Source organism: Mesorhizobium sp. KR1-2 (genome assembly GCF_040045035.1).
GTDB lineage: Bacteria > Pseudomonadota > Alphaproteobacteria > Rhizobiales > Rhizobiaceae > Pseudaminobacter.
On the sequence record NZ_JBDZDS010000012.1, the window covers coordinates 126,834 to 141,512 of the forward strand.

Annotated in this window: 15 protein-coding genes; 7 read left to right on the forward strand and 8 right to left on the reverse strand. The window is 64.2% G+C overall.

What is annotated here, in order from left to right:
• Positions 1-3 precede the first annotated feature (3 nt).
• The 3 genes from ABLE85_RS21335 to ABLE85_RS21345 all read right to left on the reverse strand — a co-directional run bounded on the left by ABLE85_RS21335 (position 4) and on the right by ABLE85_RS21345 (position 1,525).
• Positions 4-507, reverse strand: a complete 504-nt coding sequence (locus ABLE85_RS21335) for an invasion associated locus B family protein (protein ID WP_348794722.1) — start codon at positions 505-507, stop codon at positions 4-6.
• A gap of 307 nt (positions 508-814) precedes the next feature.
• A complete protein-coding gene (locus ABLE85_RS21340; RefSeq protein WP_348794723.1) occupies positions 815-1,168 on the reverse strand; it encodes a YkvA family protein in 354 nt (117 codons plus the stop codon).
• 60 nt (positions 1,169-1,228) lie between these two features.
• Entirely contained in the window at positions 1,229-1,525 is a 297-nt protein-coding gene (locus tag ABLE85_RS21345) for a 4a-hydroxytetrahydrobiopterin dehydratase (RefSeq protein ID WP_348794724.1), read from the reverse strand.
• 53 nt (positions 1,526-1,578) lie between these two features.
• Here ABLE85_RS21345 and ABLE85_RS21350 point away from each other — a divergent pair, with 53 nt between their 5' ends.
• Positions 1,579-2,097 carry a low molecular weight protein-tyrosine-phosphatase gene (locus ABLE85_RS21350; RefSeq protein ID WP_348794725.1) on the forward strand — a complete coding sequence of 173 codons (519 nt, stop codon included), beginning with the start codon at positions 1,579-1,581 and terminating at the stop codon, positions 2,095-2,097.
• Here the strand turns inward: ABLE85_RS21350 and thpR are convergent.
• On the reverse strand, positions 2,001-2,597 hold the full coding sequence (gene thpR, locus ABLE85_RS21355) for an RNA 2',3'-cyclic phosphodiesterase (RefSeq protein ID WP_348794726.1): 597 nt from the start codon (positions 2,595-2,597) through the stop codon (positions 2,001-2,003). The two genes, ABLE85_RS21350 and thpR, sit on opposite strands and share 97 nt — an antisense overlap.
• Positions 2,598-2,702: 105 nt before the next feature.
• Positions 2,703-3,344, reverse strand: a complete 642-nt coding sequence (locus ABLE85_RS21360; RefSeq protein WP_348794727.1) for an arylesterase — start codon at positions 3,342-3,344, stop codon at positions 2,703-2,705.
• Between the two features lie 61 nt (positions 3,345-3,405).
• On the opposite strand from ABLE85_RS21360, the gene ABLE85_RS21365 reads away from it, so the two are divergent.
• From ABLE85_RS21365 to ABLE85_RS21380, 4 genes are all read left to right on the forward strand, one after another.
• Positions 3,406-4,107, forward strand: a complete 702-nt coding sequence (locus ABLE85_RS21365; protein ID WP_348794728.1) for an ABC transporter ATP-binding protein — start codon at positions 3,406-3,408, stop codon at positions 4,105-4,107.
• Positions 4,108-4,118: 11 nt separating this feature from the next.
• The gene (locus ABLE85_RS21370) at positions 4,119-6,668 is read left to right on the forward strand and encodes an ABC transporter permease (RefSeq protein WP_348794729.1); all 2,550 of its coding nucleotides are present in this window, start codon (positions 4,119-4,121) and stop codon (positions 6,666-6,668) included.
• A 229-nt stretch (positions 6,669-6,897) separates the two neighbouring features.
• Positions 6,898-7,677, forward strand: a complete 780-nt coding sequence (locus tag ABLE85_RS21375; protein ID WP_348794730.1) for a Bax inhibitor-1/YccA family protein — start codon at positions 6,898-6,900, stop codon at positions 7,675-7,677.
• A gap of 127 nt (positions 7,678-7,804) precedes the next feature.
• A complete protein-coding gene (locus ABLE85_RS21380) occupies positions 7,805-8,374 on the forward strand; it encodes an N-acetyltransferase family protein (RefSeq protein ID WP_348794731.1) in 570 nt (189 codons plus the stop codon).
• 27 nt (positions 8,375-8,401) lie between these two features.
• Here the strand turns inward: ABLE85_RS21380 and ABLE85_RS21385 are convergent, their stop codons facing one another.
• The 3 genes from ABLE85_RS21385 to acnA form a co-directional block, all read right to left on the reverse strand.
• Positions 8,402-8,791 (reverse strand): DUF2794 domain-containing protein, encoded by a 390-nt coding sequence (locus ABLE85_RS21385; RefSeq protein ID WP_348794732.1) that lies wholly within the window; start codon positions 8,789-8,791, stop codon positions 8,402-8,404.
• Between the two features lie 506 nt (positions 8,792-9,297).
• Entirely contained in the window at positions 9,298-10,077 is a 780-nt protein-coding gene (locus ABLE85_RS21390; RefSeq protein ID WP_348794733.1) for a DUF1223 domain-containing protein, read from the reverse strand.
• Between the two features lie 211 nt (positions 10,078-10,288).
• Positions 10,289-12,979: an aconitate hydratase AcnA gene (gene acnA, locus ABLE85_RS21395; protein WP_348794734.1), complete on the reverse strand. Its 2,691-nt coding sequence runs from the start codon at positions 12,977-12,979 to the stop codon at positions 10,289-10,291.
• A gap of 280 nt (positions 12,980-13,259) precedes the next feature.
• Here acnA and ccmA point away from each other — a divergent pair, with 280 nt between their 5' ends.
• Together ccmA and ccmB are read left to right on the forward strand one after the other, a co-directional pair.
• Entirely contained in the window at positions 13,260-13,865 is a 606-nt protein-coding gene (ccmA, locus tag ABLE85_RS21400) for a heme ABC exporter ATP-binding protein CcmA (protein WP_348794735.1), read from the forward strand.
• Positions 13,865-14,530, forward strand: a complete 666-nt coding sequence (ccmB, locus tag ABLE85_RS21405) for a heme exporter protein CcmB (RefSeq protein ID WP_348794736.1) — start codon at positions 13,865-13,867, stop codon at positions 14,528-14,530. The genes ccmA and ccmB overlap by 1 nt, the downstream gene beginning before the upstream one ends.
• Positions 14,531-14,679 lie beyond the last annotated feature (149 nt).

Below are 14,679 nucleotides of genomic sequence, written 5' to 3' on the forward strand. Positions count from 1 at the left end.
AACTTACTTGCAGGCTGCGATCGACTGCAGCGCTGCCGAAATGCCCTTCAGCGAGAAGGTGTAGCTGGTGGGGTTGCCGCGGCCGGACTTTGCCGAAATCTTCATGTCGGCGCCGTTCTTCATGGCGGCGATCAGCAGCGGCTCCTCGGCGGCATTTTCCACCCAGGCCGACTTGCCGCGCGTGAACATGGTGAAGTTCTTGTCGCCGACGGTCACCGTCACCTTCGAATTGGCCTGCAGGTCGTAGGAGGCGATGAACTGCGGCTCGTAGGAAACCGACTGCCCCGGCCGCTGGCTGACGAAGAAGAAGATGTCGCCGTGGTCGAGCGTGGCCGGCTGCTTGTCGGTGGGAACCGTCAGCACGTAGCAAACCTTGCCGGTGTTGGCCTGATAGCTGTAGGTGCCCCATGCATTGTGCTGGCCAATCTTAGTGGCCGACTGGGCAAGCGAGGGGGCGGCGCTGGCAACCAGAAACAGGCTCGAAGCGAGAGCAATGAATGGGCGCATTGTTTTTTGGTTCCCTGTTCTTTGCAGTATGCGAGAGCGGGCAGATTCGCGCTGCCCGAGGTTGTTCAATTTGATTTAATCTGGGTTACCAAAGCGTGAATGTATCTGAAAATGGTTCATTTTCGCCATGGTATCGCCGCCGTTCGCACGCCCCCCGAATAGGGGGAAGCACCGTCCCTGCAACAGGTTGAAGATCACGAAAGCGGCAAGAATTTGACTGTTCGTTTCAGCCTGCAACGTTCATGTCAGCGGACAGAAGGGCTGGGCGGAAGCCGGCCTCGACTGCGGCGCTTATCGATGCCGGCGCTCAGTCGAGCCGCGCCAGAGCTTCCCTCGCGGCAAGCCGGTGGGCCGGCGTGATGTTGCTGCGCACGGCAGCGATCGCCGCCGTCAGCACGGCAATATCGTCGGTGAATCCGATGCCGAAGATCATGTCGGGGATGGCGTCGACGGGCAGCACGAAATAGGCCAGTGCGGCAAGCAGGATTCCCTTGGCGCGCAACGGCGTCTGCTTGTCGAGCGCGCAGTAATAGGCGGCCACGACGTCTTCCATGAAGGGAATGTGGCGCGCCGCTTTCCTGGCTGTCCGCCAGAACTTGTCGCGCACGTCCTTCTCGTCGCTGGCAAAATCGCAACTCTCGAAATTCCCGGCCCGGGTCATTAGGTCTCTCCTGTCCGGCGACATGTGGGAAAATGGGCCGCCGAGTGCAAGGGCGTGGGATCAGGCGCGGGCGAACCCATCCATCCTGCCGGCAAGCTCGAAGTCGAGGCGACTGAGACCGCCGGTGGCATGCGTGGTGAGGGTGACGTCGACCGTCTTGTAGACATTCGACCACTCCGGATGATGGTCGAGGACCTCGGCGGCGAGCGCGGTGCGGGTCATGAAGGCGAAGGCCGCGCTGAAATCGGCAAAGACGAACCGCTTCGAGATCGCGGTCCCATCGCGGTCGAGCTCCCAGCCGTCGAGCCCGGACAGGGCCGTTTCCACCGCGCTGCGGTCAAGTTTCTGTCTGATCATCGGCGTTTCCGTGCTATCCGGCCTGAATGGAAGTCGATCATAGCGTTCGGATCATGACCGCAAAGTCCAAAACGTCCATCCTGTTCGTCTGCCTCGGCAACATCTGCCGTTCGCCGCTTGCGGAAGGAATTTTCGCCGCCGTTCTTGCCGAACAGGGGGCGGGAGAAGCGTTTCTGCTCGATTCGGCCGGAACGGGTGGCTGGCATCTCGGCTCGGCGCCCGATCCGCGTTCGATCGCCGTTGCCGAGCGTCACGGCCTCGACATTTCCTGGCTGCGGGCGCGCCAAGTGTCGGCCGACGACTTTCGCCGCTTCGACCTGATCCTCGGCATGGATCGCGCCAATGTGGACGACCTGCTGCACATTGCGCCCGAGGAGGCACGGCACCGCATCCACCTTTTCCTCGACTTTGCGGAGGGTCGGACGGCTGATATTCCCGACCCCTATTACGGCGGTCCTGACGGTTTCCTGGAAGTCTACCGCATGATCCGCAGCGCGTCTGAGGCGCTGGCCGACAAGCTGTTGGCACGCGAGGACGCGCCCGAAAGTGGCCAGGCTTCCTCGACGACGTAAGGTCCGCCGCCGACCGAATCGCGCGACGACATCAGCACGAAACGGCCGACCTTGAAGGGTTCGGCCGAGAAGTTGCCGCGGGCCGACAAGTAGCCTGCGACGTCCAGCGGGCTGGAGTTGCGCAGGCGGGCCAGCGTGACATGCGGCATGAACTTGCGGGGGTCGGCCGGGACACCGAGGCGCTGGCAGGTGCGCTCGATCTCGGCCTGAAGTCCCTGCAGGTCTGGCGAAGGCGAGACGCCGGCCCAGACCGCATGCGGCTTCTTCGAGCCGAAGGCGCCGACGCCGGACAGCTTGAGATGGAAGGCTGGGCGCCGCAGCCGGTCGAGCGCATTGGCGATCTCGTCGGCTACATGGCCCTCGATATCGCCGAAAAAGCGGAGCGTCAGGTGATAGTTTTCGACGTCGATCCAGCGGGCGCCCGGAAGGCCTCCGCGTAGCAGTGAGAGGGAAAGCGCTGCGTCACGCGGGATTTCGAGGGCGGTGAACAATCGCGGCATCTCAGCCTCCCCGAATCGAACTCTTGTGCATAGCGAATCATCTATCCCCGGTGGGGGCAAGCTGTTTGTTTGTCACACTTGTTCAAGTACCGGCGAGCAGCGGCCTCATGCCCCCTTCGGCCGCGCGGCCATGGCCTGCTCCACGATGGGCAGCATGCGCTCGACCATGCGGTCGACACCGGCGGCATTGGGGTGCATGCCGTCCTCGAGCATGGCGCTGTGGTCGGTGGCCACCCCGTCCAGGAAGAAGGGGTAGAGGGGGACGCCGTACTTCTCTGCGAGTTTCTGATAGATCGCGTCGAAAGCCGTGGCATAGTCGGCACCGAGATTGGGCGCGGCGCGCATGCCGGCAAGCAGTACGGAGATGTTTCGCGCCTTCAGCTTGGCGATCATGGCATCGAGGTTCTTCTCGGCGATTTCCGGCGAAACGCCGCGCAGCATGTCGTTGGCGCCAAGCTCGAGGATGACCAGCTGCGTGCCGTCCGGAACCGACCAGTCGAGCCGCGACAGTCCGCCGCTGGTCGTGTCGCCCGAAACGCCGGCGTTGGAGATCACGACATCGTGACCGTCCTTGCGTAGCGCCGCCTCCAGCTTTTCGGGGAAGCTTTGGCCCGCGTCCAGGCCGAATCCCGCCATCAGGCTGTCGCCGAAGCCGACGATGCGGAAGGGATCGGCATTGGCCGGTACGAGCGTCAGAAGCGAGAAGAATGCGATGAAAAGTGCAGAAATCAGATGTTTGAATGCCATGTTGCAAATCCCATATGACGAAAACTTCTGCCCCTTTGCTCTCATATAGGATCGTAACGCCGTGACAGAAGCCGTCATCGACTTGAAAGACGTATCCTTGACACTGGGCCACGGCGCCTCCGCCGTACATGTGCTGAAGGGTGTCAGCCTGACGGTAGCGGCCGGCGAAGCGACGGGCATCGTCGGCCCGTCCGGCTCGGGCAAGTCGACGCTGCTGATGGTTCTGGCCGGACTTGAAGGGGTCGATTCGGGAACGGTACGAATTGCCGGCGAGCTCTTGAACGGCAAGAGCGAGGACCAGGTCGCTGCGTTTCGGGGCCGCAATGTCGGCATCGTCTTCCAGTCCTTTCATCTCATCCCCAACATGACGGCGCTGGAGAACGTGGCCGTGCCGCTGGAGCTGGCAGGCCGGCGCGACGCCTTTGCCGTAGCTGAGCGCGAGCTTGCCGCGGTCGGGCTCGCAGACCGCGTCACCCATTACCCTGGCGAATTGTCGGGCGGCGAGCAGCAGCGCGTGGCCATCGCCCGCGCGCTGGCGCCCGAGCCGCGCATCCTGATCGCCGACGAACCCACCGGCAACCTGGACCAGGCGACGGGCCGGCAGATCGCCGATCTGCTGTTCGCCAAGGCGGAGGAGCGCGGCATGACGCTGGTGCTGGTCACGCATGATCCGGCACTCGCCGCACGCTGCACGCGCCAGGTGGCCATGCGCTCGGGGCGTATCGAGGCCGCCGAGCCGTCGCTCGCCGTCGTTTCGGCGTGAGGCGCCTGCCAATGCCGCTTTCCCAGACCCTTCGGCTGGCCATCCGCTTTTCGCTTCGCGAGATGCGGGGCGGGCTCTCCGGCTTCCTGATCTTTCTCACCTGCATCACGCTCGGCGTGGCGGCCATCGGCGGCGTCAATTCGGTCGCGCGCTCGATCACTGCCGGCGTGGCGAACCAGGGCCAGGCGCTGCTGGGCGGCGACATGCGTTTCCAGCTCAACCAGCGCGAGGCGAGCGTGGACGAGGCGGCCTTCCTGCGCGGGCTGGGCACGGTTTCGGAAAGCATCAACATGCGTTCCATGGCGCGGCTGGAGAACGGTTCGGACCAATCTCTGGTCGAGGTGAAGGCAGTGGATGCCGCCTATCCGCTGTTCGGCGCACTGAAGACCGATCCGCAGCTGCCCCGAGAAGAAATGTTTGCCGAGAAGGATGGGGCATTCGGTGCCGCGGCATCCGACCTCCTGTTCGAGCGCCTGGGTCTCAAGCTGGGCGACCGCATCCAGCTTGGAACCGCCACGTTTCAGCTGCGCGCCAAGATCGCCACCGAGCCGGACGCGATCTCGGAAGGTTTTGGCTTTGCACCGCGGCTGATGGTGTCGATAGAAGGGATGCACGCCTCCGGCCTCGTGCAGCCGGGCAGCCTGGTCGAATACGCCTACAAGCTGCGCCTGCCGGCGGGCAGCGGCGAGGCCCGGATCGCGGATATCCGCGAGCAGGCGGGCGAAAAATTCCCGCAGGCCGGCTGGAACATCCGCACGCGCACCAACGCGGCCCCGGCGCTTTCGGCCAATATCGAGCGCTTTTCGCAGTTCCTGACGCTGGTGGGGCTCACCGCGCTGGTTGTCGGCGGCGTGGGCGTGGCCAATGCCGTTCGAGCCTATCTCGACGGCAAGCGCGGGGTCATCGCCACCTTCAAGAGCCTGGGCGGATCCGGCGGGTTCGTCTTCACCGTCTATCTGGTGCAGATCCTGATCATCGCGGCCATCGGCGTTGCCGTCGGTCTGGTCATCGGTGCGTTGATGCCTCTGGCGGCAAATGCGGCGCTGTCGGCCATCATTCCGGTGCCGGCCCAGGGAGGCATATATCCCGGCGCACTCGCGATCGCGGCGCTGTTCGGCTTCCTGGTCACACTCGCCTTCGCGCTGCTGCCGCTGGGCCATGCGCGCGGCGTGCCGGCAACGGCGCTTTTCCGCGAAATGGGTTTTGGCAGCGGCGGCTTGCCGCGCCTGCCCTATGTGGCGGCGGCATTGGCGCTTGCCTTGCTGCTGGCCGGATTGGCGATCTGGTTTTCCGGCGATCGCCGCATTGCCGCGACCTTCGTGGGCGCGATGGTGTTCGCCTTCGTGGTGCTGCGTGGCGTCGGCATGGCCGTGCAGTGGATCGCCCGAAAGAGCCCTCGCGTGCGCTCGACCGCGCTTCGGCTGGCGGTCGGCAACATTCATCGCCCCGGCGCGCTCACGCCGTCGGTGGTGCTGTCGCTCGGGCTCGGCCTGACCTTGCTGGTGACGCTGGCGCTGATCGATGGCGACCTGCGCCGACAGATCGCCGGCAGCCTGCCGGCGCATGCGCCCAACTTCTTCTTCGTCGATATCCAGCCCAACGACGTCGATGCCTTCGCCGCGTTGATCGGCAAGGAGGCACCCGACGGAAAGCTCGTGCGGGTGCCGATGCTGCGCGGCCGTGTCATGGCGCTGAACGGGGTCGATGTGCAGAAAGTGCAGGTGCCGCCGGCCGGCGCCTGGGTTCTGCGCGGCGACCGCGGCCTGACCTATGCGAAAAACCTTCCCGAAAACTCGACCCTGTCGGCCGGCACCTGGTGGCCGCAAGACTACCAGGGCGAGCCGCTCGTGTCCTTTGCGGCACAGGAGGCCGGCGAACTCGGCCTCAAGCTCGGCGATACGGTAACGGTGAACGTGCTCGGCCGCAATGTCACGGCCAGGGTCGCCAATTTCCGCGAGGTGAAATGGGAATCGATGGGCATCAACTTCGTGATGGTCTTTTCGCCCAACACCTTCGCCGGTGCGCCGCATTCCTGGCTGGCGACGCTTTCGACCCCGGACGCGCCCGTCAGCGAAGAGGCGCGCATCCTCAATTCCGTCACGAAGGCCTTCCCGGCGGTCACCAGCGTGCGGGTGAAGGACGCGCTGGAGGTGGTGAATCACCTCGTCGGCCAGCTCGGCATGGCGATCCGGGTGGCGGCCAGCGTGGCGCTGATCGCCTCGGTGCTGGTGCTGGCAGGGGCGCTCGCCGCAGGCAACCGCGCTCGCATCCACGACGCGGTCGTGCTCAAGACCCTAGGCGCCACGCGCCGCACGCTGATTGCCGCCTTCTCGCTCGAATACATGCTGATCGGGCTTGCCACCGCCATTTTCGCGCTCGCTGCGGGCGGCGTCGCGGCGTGGTTTGTCGTCGCACGAATCATGAAACTGCCGTCGACGTTCCAGCCGGAGGTCGCCGTCGCCACTCTGCTAATCGCGCTTGCGGTCACCGTCGGTATCGGGCTGCTGGGCACCTGGCACGTGCTGGGCCACAAGGCCGCGCCGGTCCTGCGCAATCTCTGAGACGGTGAGCTGCGGCGTCACGTTCCAGGTCAACCAGATTAAATATCGTTAAGGAAACGATTTTTCTAAGCTTTTCAGGTCGATCACGTTGCGTTTCGCGCTGTAACGGGTCTTGTTCTTGCCCAAAAGAATCATCATATTTGCCGGAGGCATGCTGGAGTCCCGCCAGCGGCGCCTGGGTTCGTAAGGAGTCCGACACCGGACGGGGCAGAAGCAACAGAGGAAATCAATGGCTGACCTTCGCAATTATCAGACACGGGTTACGGCCGCGAACGATCGCGCCGCCGGTGTCATCGACGAGGGCCTGCGCGCCTATATGCTCAAGGTTTACAACCTTATGGCGCTCGGCCTCGCAATCACCGGCGTGGCCGCTCTTGCCACCATGATGATGGCCACCACCAACGATCCGGCCACGGCAGTCGCCACCCTGGCCAACGGCAAGATGCTGACCAGCGCCGGCGTGGCGCTCTACGGGTCGCCGCTGAAGTGGGTGGTCATGCTGGCGCCTCTCGGCATGGTGTTCTTCCTGAGCGCCCGCATCCAGACCATGACCGTCTCGGGCGCACAGACCGCGTTCTGGGTGTTTTCGGGCCTGATGGGCCTGTCGCTGTCGTCGATCTTCCTGGTCTTCACGGCGCAGAGCATCGTGCAGACCTTCTTCATCACCGCCGCTGCCTTCGGCGCGCTGTCGCTGTGGGGCTACACGACACGCCGTGACCTGAGCGCCATGGGCACCTTCATGGTGATGGGCCTGTTCGGCCTGATCATCGCCATGCTGGTCAATCTCTTCCTGCAGTCCTCGGCGCTGCAGTTCGCGATCTCGGCGATCGGCGTCCTGGTGTTCGCCGGCCTGACCGCCTATGACACGCAGAGCATCAAGGAAATGTATTTCGAGGGCGACGACGTGCTGGTCGCTGGCCGCAAGGCCATCATGGGCGCGCTGAGGCTCTACCTCGACTTCATCAACCTGTTCACGTTCCTGCTGCAGTTCCTCGGCAACCGCGAATAAGCGCTGCGAGGCGTCCGGCCGGAAGCGGCTGGTACAGCAACGAGACCGAGGGCGGCCCAAAAGGCCGCCCTTTTCTTTTGGTCTACGCCCTGCTTAAATTCAGGCATCAATCCATGGTGCCCAAAAAATGAGCAATATCGAAATCCGGCCGGCGCAGGCCGATGATCTCGACGCCATCACTGCGATCTACGCCGATGCGGTCATGCACGGTACGGCCAGCTACGAGCTGGAGCCGCCCTCGCGCGCCGAGATGGAGGCGCGGTTCGCTGCGCTGCGCGACGAAGGGTTTCCCTATCTGGTGGCAGAGCGCGACGGCAGCGTCGTGGGATATGCCTATGCCGGCCCGTTTCGGCCCCGCCCGGCCTATCGCTTCATTGTCGAGAACTCGATCTATGTCGCCGCGGAGGCCAAGGGGCAGGGGATCGGCCGGCTGCTCTTGGAGCGGCTGATCGCCGAGGCGATGGCGCTCGGCTTTCGCCAGATGATCGCGGTGATCGGCGACGGCTCGCCGCAGAGCCCATCCGTGCGGCTGCACGAAAAACTCGGCTTCCGGCACTCAGGGGCGCTGGAGGGCTCCGGCTACAAGCATGGGCGCTGGCTGGATACCGTGTTCATGCAGCTTGCGATGAACGGTGGCAGGGACGCGGCGCCTGACCCCGCGTCGTTTCCCGAACGGAAATTTCTGGGAAAAGCCTGACCGGCCGAAAGGCTACAGTCGAGCCTGTCAGGCCTGGTGGACCAGGTTCAGCCTCTTGTCGAAGACGCCGAGCACGCGCGCCAGCTCATGCCCGCGCTTGAGGATGAGGCCGCCGGCGGCAATGACGCTGAACGCTCCCTGCCTCCTGGCGAGACGCGGGTCCTTCACGATCTGGAACAGCGGGGTTTCGCTGGCGCGGCGAAATACAGAGAATACCGCCCGGTCGGCGAGATGATCGATCGCGTAGTCGCGCCATTCATTGGCCGCCACCATGCGTCCGTACACCCTGAGGATCTGGTCGAGTTCGCGCCGGTCGAAGGAGACCGGCTGAGCCTGCCTTTCGCGTCTTGCCTCGTGAAGGGGAATCAATATTGCGGATTCGTCCCTACCCTCCGCCGCATTTCCGCGATTGGACATTCACAAACGCCTTTCATGACAGTTTGGCAACAAGGAGGGTCGCGCTTTCGCGCTGCAATTGCAAGTCCTTACAGGCCCTGCTCGGCACCGCTGCTTGTGGTCCTTGCCCGCGGCTTCTCCGCCGCCGGAAGCCCGGCGGCGACCCGAATGACGCTCACGAACGTGTACATCCTGTTTTCATTGGTGATTCCCCGCCACATTTCCGCCCTCTTTTACTCGCGTTCGCGCCCCATTGTCGGACGACCTTATAGGCGTTGCCTGAGACGGTTCGGTCCGGCACCGGCCTGTAAACCCCAAGCCCCCCGCCCACGGGTCTGCGTCGGATCGAACCAACCTCGGTTTTCTTTCAGGAACTCCGGGTACGACGATCCCAATCAACTGAAGCCGGTGCCGGCAGAGGCGCCGGTTTTTTTGTCGGCGCGACAGTCCTGGAGCGAGAAGGCTAACTCGCTCTAAGCTTTTGTTTTTGAGCATGATCCCGAAAAATCTGCAGCTTTCGGGACACGCTAATCGCGAATCTGCTGCGTTTGCTCAGCCTTCCTGCGATAGATTGCGGCGCCGAGGATGGGACCGGGAACCCCATCCTTGCTGACGCTTTGGAGAAGCACTGCGCAGCCGCCATTGTGGGCAATGTTGCCGATCGGAATCTCGTATTTCATTGCCTCGCCGCGCCACACTCCGGCCGTCTGCACGTCGGACACCGGGTTCCAATAGGTGATGGTGCGGCCTTCGTTCTCGCCCACTTCCATGCCCACCGACTGCGGCGGACCGAAATAGACCAGGATCAAATGCGCCTTGTGGGCGGCCCCGGGCGAAGCAGGACCCGCCTCGATCAGCAGGCCGTCTCCGGATTGCCGGAGCGAGACGTCGACGCTGAGGCCCTCGCCGGACTTGTTCATCCGGTCCAGCGCTTCCGCGATGTCGGCGTGCTTGGCGCCGTTCACATGCACCCGGCCGTTGATGACAGCCTGGGGGGTATAGACGGAGCGCGTGCCGAAGGCCCGCATATAGGCGTATTGGCGGTCGGTGCTGTCGGGACTGCTCAGCGTGTCACGCCAGCCGAGGTAGTCCCAGTAGTCGACATGATAGGCAAGCGCCACAACACTGTCGTCGTTGGCGAATTTCTCGAACAGCTTGTCCGCGGGAGGGCAGGTGCTGCATCCCTGGCTAGTGAAAAGCTCGATGACGCCGCGCGGGCGCGTCAGGTCGCCGGCCAGCGCCGGAGCCGCAAGGAGCGGCAGTGCCAGCGCCAGGATCGCCAGCCGGTAAAGCAAACGCAATGTCATGACCGCTCCAAAGATGACTGGCCGGTTGGGCCGGCCGTTCTCCGCCCGAAACAATAGGCGGATGGCCCCATCAACGTGAAGTCACGTTGCGGTGACATTTGGGGACACTATCCGCAAATTTCGCATGAACGGGCTGCGCAGGCGGTAGCGGACAAGAAAAGGCCGCCGGCGTGGTTGCGCCGGCGGCCTTGAGCCTAGTTTGCGATCGGCCTCAGGCGGCCAGGTCGCGCAGAACGTACTGCAGGATGCCGCCGTTCTTGAAGTAGTCGAGTTCGTCGACCGTATCGATGCGGCACAGGATCGGAACGTCCTTCACGCTGCCGTCAGCGAAGGTGACCTTGGCGATCATCTTCTGGCGCGGACGGATGTTCTCCAGCCCTTCGATTGTCACGGTCTCGTCGCCCTTGAGGCCAAGCGTGGCCCAGGAGGTGCCTTCCTCGAAGACGAAGGGGATGACGCCCATGCCGACCAGGTTCGAGCGGTGGATGCGCTCGAAGGACTGGGCGATCACGGCGCGCACGCCGAGCAGGTTGGTGCCCTTGGCAGCCCAGTCGCGCGAGGAGCCGTTGCCGTATTCGATGCCGGCGAAGATGACCAGCGGCACGCCTTCGGCGCGATACTGCATGGCCGCATCGTAGATCGGCATCTCTTCCTTGGACGGATAGTGGATGGTGTAGCCGCCTTCCTTGCCGTTCTCGCCCAGCATGTGGTTGCGGATGCGGATGTTGGCGAAGGTGCCGCGCATCATCACCTCATGGTTGCCGCGACGCGTGCCGTACTGGTTGAAGTCGGCAACCGCCACGCCATGGTCGGTGAGATACTTGCCCGCAGGCGAAGCAGCCTTGATCGAACCCGCCGGCGAGATGTGGTCGGTGGTGATCTTGTCGCCAAACAGGCCGAGCACGCGTGCGCCCTCGATCTTGCCGATCGCGCCGGGCTTGGCGCCCATGCCGACGAAGTAGGGCGGGTTCTGCACATAGGTCGAGGCGTCGTCCCAGGTGTAGGTCTGGCCGCTCGGGGCCTGCACCTTCTGCCAGTTCTCGTCGCCCTTGAAGACGTCGGCATATTTGCGGGCAAACAGCTCGCGCGTGACGTTCTTGGCGATGAACTCGTCGATCTCCTGGGTCGAGGGCCAGATGTCCTTGAGGAACACCGGCTTGCCGTCCTTGTCCTCGCCGATCGGCTCGGTGGTGAGGTCCTTGGTGACCGTGCCGGCGAGCGCATAGGCGACCACCAGCGGCGGCGAAGCAAGGTAGTTCGCCTGCACGTCGGGCGACACGCGGCCTTCGAAGTTGCGGTTGCCGGAAAGCACCGCCGCGCCGATCAGGCCCTTGTCGTTGATGGTCTTGGAGATCGGCGCCGGCAGCGGGCCGGAATTGCCGATGCAGGTGGTGCAGCCGAAGCCGACGAGGTTGAAGCCGATCTGGTCGAGCTCCTTCTGCAGGCCCGACTTCTCCAGATATTCGGCCACGACCTGCGACCCGGGAGCCAGCGAAGTCTTCACCCAAGGCTTCTGCCTGAGGCCGAGGCGGTTGGCGTTGCGGGCAAGCAGGCCCGCGCCGATCAGCACGCTCGGGTTCGAGGTGTTGGTGCACGACGTGATGGCCGCGATCACCACGTCGCCGTGGCCGAGATCGTGGTCGGTGCCTTCGACGGCGTAGCGCTTGGCCACGTCGACGGTCTTCTTGTACTCGGTCTCCATCGCCTTGGCGAAGCCGGCCGGGATGGTTTCGAGCGCGGCGCGGCCTTCGGGGCGCTTCGGGCCGGCCATGGACGGCACGACGTCGCCGAGGTCGAGCTCGAGCATGTCGGTGAAGACCGGGTCGGCCGACTCGGCCGTGCGCCACATGCCCTGTGCCTGGGAATAGGCTTCGACCAGAGCGATGCGGTTCTCAGCGCGGCCGGACATGGTGAGGTAGCGGACGGTTTCCGAATCGACCGGGAAGAAGCCGCAGGTCGCGCCGTATTCCGGCGCCATGTTGCCGATTGTTGCGCGGTCGGCCAGCGTCATGTTGGAGAGGCCGGGGCCGAAGAACTCGACGAACTTGCCGACGACGCCCTTCTTGCGCAGCATCTGCGTGACGGTGAGCACCAGGTCGGTGGCGGTGACGCCTTCCTTGAGCTTGCCGGTGAGGCGGAAGCCGATGACTTCCGGCAGCAGCATGGAAACCGGCTGGCCGAGCATGGCTGCCTCGGCCTCGATGCCGCCAACGCCCCAGCCCAGAACGCCCAGGCCGTTGACCATGGTGGTGTGCGAATCAGTGCCCACGCAGGTGTCCGGGTAAGCTGTGGTCACGCCGTCCTCGGTGTTGGTCCACACCGTCTGGGCGAGATATTCGAGATTGACCTGGTGGCAGATGCCGGTGCCGGGTGGCACCACGCGGAAATTGCGGAACGCCTGCTGGCCCCACTTCAGGAACTTGTAGCGCTCTTCGTTGCGCTCATATTCGAGCTCGACGTTGCGAGCGAATGCGCGCGGCGTGCCGAACTCGTCGACGATGACCGAGTGGTCGATGACGAGGTCGACGGGCACGAGCGGATTGATCTTCTCAGGATCGCCGCCGAGGTTCTTGATGCCGTCGCGCATGGCTGCGAGGTCAACCACGGCCGGAACGCCGGTGAAGTCCTGCATCAGCACGCGAGCCGGGCGATATGCGATCTCGACGCCTGCGGTACCCTTGTCGGCCAACCAGCCGGCAACCGCCTGGATGCTCTCCTTGGTGACGGAACGGCCGTCCTCGTTGCGAAGCAGGTTTTCCAGCAGCACCTTCATCGAATAGGGCAGCTTGGAAATGCCGCTCAGGCCGTTCTTTTCGGCCTCGGGCAGGCTGTAATAGACATATTCCGCATCACCCACCTTGAGTGTTCTGCGGCAATTGAAGCTGTCGAGCGATTTGGACACGTGCGATCCCTAACTGTCGGTTGCCGATTGGGGAAACGGACGCCAGTGCATGCAATCACGCGCAAAGGTGCGGGTACGGCCATTTCCGCTGTCCGCTTCCAAGCATCCCGGCCGTTCAAGGCGGCGCGCGAGCAGGTTCGGCGCTAATATTGTTACCACGCCGACCGCTGGCGTAGTTGGCTGGCATATAGAGAATTTCCTGGAATAGTTCTAGAGCGATAAGAGCAAATTTGCTGCAACGCACATCGGTCGCAGCTGGCTGTTGGACAAAGGGGATTCGATGCGGCTGATCGCCGAAAATATCGAGGGGCGGCGTGGCGGCGAAGCGGTCTTCTTCGACATCGGCTTCACTCTCGGCGAGGGCGACGGGCTCGTCGTCACCGGTCCGAACGGCGCCGGCAAGTCGACGCTGCTGCGGGTGCTGGCCGGGCTGCTTCCGCTCGCCGCCGGGCGAATGGCGCTGGAGGAGGGGGGCGAGGATTTTCCTTCCGTGGCCTCGGCCTGCCACTATCTCGGCCCCGAGAATGCGATGAAGACAGCGCTGACGGTCTCGGAAAACCTCGGCTTCTGGCAGGCCTTCTTCGGCCGGCCGCACCTTTCGATTCTCGAAGCCCTGGAAATGGTCGAGCTCGAGACGATCGGCCACCTGCCCTTCGGCTATCTGTCGACCGGGCAAAGGCGGCGCGTGTCCATCGCCAAGCTTCTGGTGAGTCACCGCCCGGTGTGGCTGCTCGACGAGCCGACTTCTGGCCTCGACAAGCGCTCCGAGACGCAATTCTCGGAACTGATGCGCACGCATTTGTTGGGGGGCGGCATGATCGTTGCCGCGACTCACCTGCCGCTCGGGCTGGAAGGCGTCCAGCAACTCAGGATGGGGGGACGCTGATGCTCGCTCTCTACCTCCGCGATGTCAGGCTCGGCATCCGCGCCGGCGGCGGTGCGCTGACCGGCGTGCTGTTCTTCCTCGCCGTCATCGCCACCATCCCCTTCGGCGTCGGCCCCGACCTCAACCTGCTGGCGCGCATCGGCCCGGCCATACTCTGGATCGGCGCGTTGCTGGCTTCGCTGCTCGGGCTGGACCGGCTGTTCCAGGCCGACCGCGAGGACGGCTCGCTTGACCTCCTGCTGCTCAACCACGATCGCCATCTGCTGGCCTTCACGGTCTTCGTCAAATGCCTCGCGCACTGGACGGCGAGCGTGCTGCCGCTGGTGGTGGCGGCCCCCTTGCTCGGCTTGTTCATGAACATGGAGCCGCTGGGCATCGGTGCGGCCGCGCTGACGCTCTTGGTCGGCACGCCGGCCATCACTTTCATCGGTGCGGCCGGAGCGGCGGTGGCAGTGGCGCTGCCGCGTGGCGGCCTGCTGGTTTCGGTGCTGGTGCTGCCGCTGGTGATCCCGGTGCTGATCTTCGGCATTTCGGCAAGCTATGGCGCCGTGAACTACCCGAACCCGTTCCTGCAGCCTTTCCTCATCCTCTGCGCGCTGACGCTGTTTCTGGCGGTGATCGGCCCGGTGGCGGCGGCGCTCGCGCTTCGCTCTGGCGCGGATTGAAAGCCGGAGCGGCACCACGATCCGGTCATCCCGAATTCGTCGCAGGGTGATTCGATTGCGGAGCCGCACCGTCGCGGCTATGTAACGGCGATGGGCAAGACTGTTTCTCATAGTGCGGAATGCACGCGGTGCCGCGCACCGGGCCGGAG

Coding starts and splice junctions, on each gene's coding strand:
- ABLE85_RS21350 (WP_348794725.1), top strand. CDS start 1,579: ATGACCGCAAAGTCCAAAACGTCCATCCTGTTCGTCTGCCTCGGCAAC.
- ABLE85_RS21370 (WP_348794729.1), top strand. CDS start 4,119: ATGCCGCTTTCCCAGACCCTTCGGCTGGCCATCCGCTTTTCGCTTCGC.
- ABLE85_RS21380 (WP_348794731.1), top strand. CDS start 7,805: ATGAGCAATATCGAAATCCGGCCGGCGCAGGCCGATGATCTCGACGCC.
- ccmA (WP_348794735.1), top strand. CDS start 13,260: ATGCGGCTGATCGCCGAAAATATCGAGGGGCGGCGTGGCGGCGAAGCG.
- ABLE85_RS21375 (WP_348794730.1), top strand. CDS start 6,898: ATGGCTGACCTTCGCAATTATCAGACACGGGTTACGGCCGCGAACGAT.
- ABLE85_RS21335 (WP_348794722.1), bottom strand. CDS start 507: ATGCGCCCATTCATTGCTCTCGCTTCGAGCCTGTTTCTGGTTGCCAGC.
- ccmB (WP_348794736.1), top strand. CDS start 13,865: ATGCTCGCTCTCTACCTCCGCGATGTCAGGCTCGGCATCCGCGCCGGC.
- thpR (WP_348794726.1), bottom strand. CDS start 2,597: ATGCCGCGATTGTTCACCGCCCTCGAAATCCCGCGTGACGCAGCGCTT.
- ABLE85_RS21360 (WP_348794727.1), bottom strand. CDS start 3,344: ATGGCATTCAAACATCTGATTTCTGCACTTTTCATCGCATTCTTCTCG.
- ABLE85_RS21340 (WP_348794723.1), bottom strand. CDS start 1,168: ATGACCCGGGCCGGGAATTTCGAGAGTTGCGATTTTGCCAGCGACGAG.
- ABLE85_RS21345 (WP_348794724.1), bottom strand. CDS start 1,525: ATGATCAGACAGAAACTTGACCGCAGCGCGGTGGAAACGGCCCTGTCC.
- ABLE85_RS21390 (WP_348794733.1), bottom strand. CDS start 10,077: ATGACATTGCGTTTGCTTTACCGGCTGGCGATCCTGGCGCTGGCACTG.
- ABLE85_RS21385 (WP_348794732.1), bottom strand. CDS start 8,791: ATGTCCAATCGCGGAAATGCGGCGGAGGGTAGGGACGAATCCGCAATA.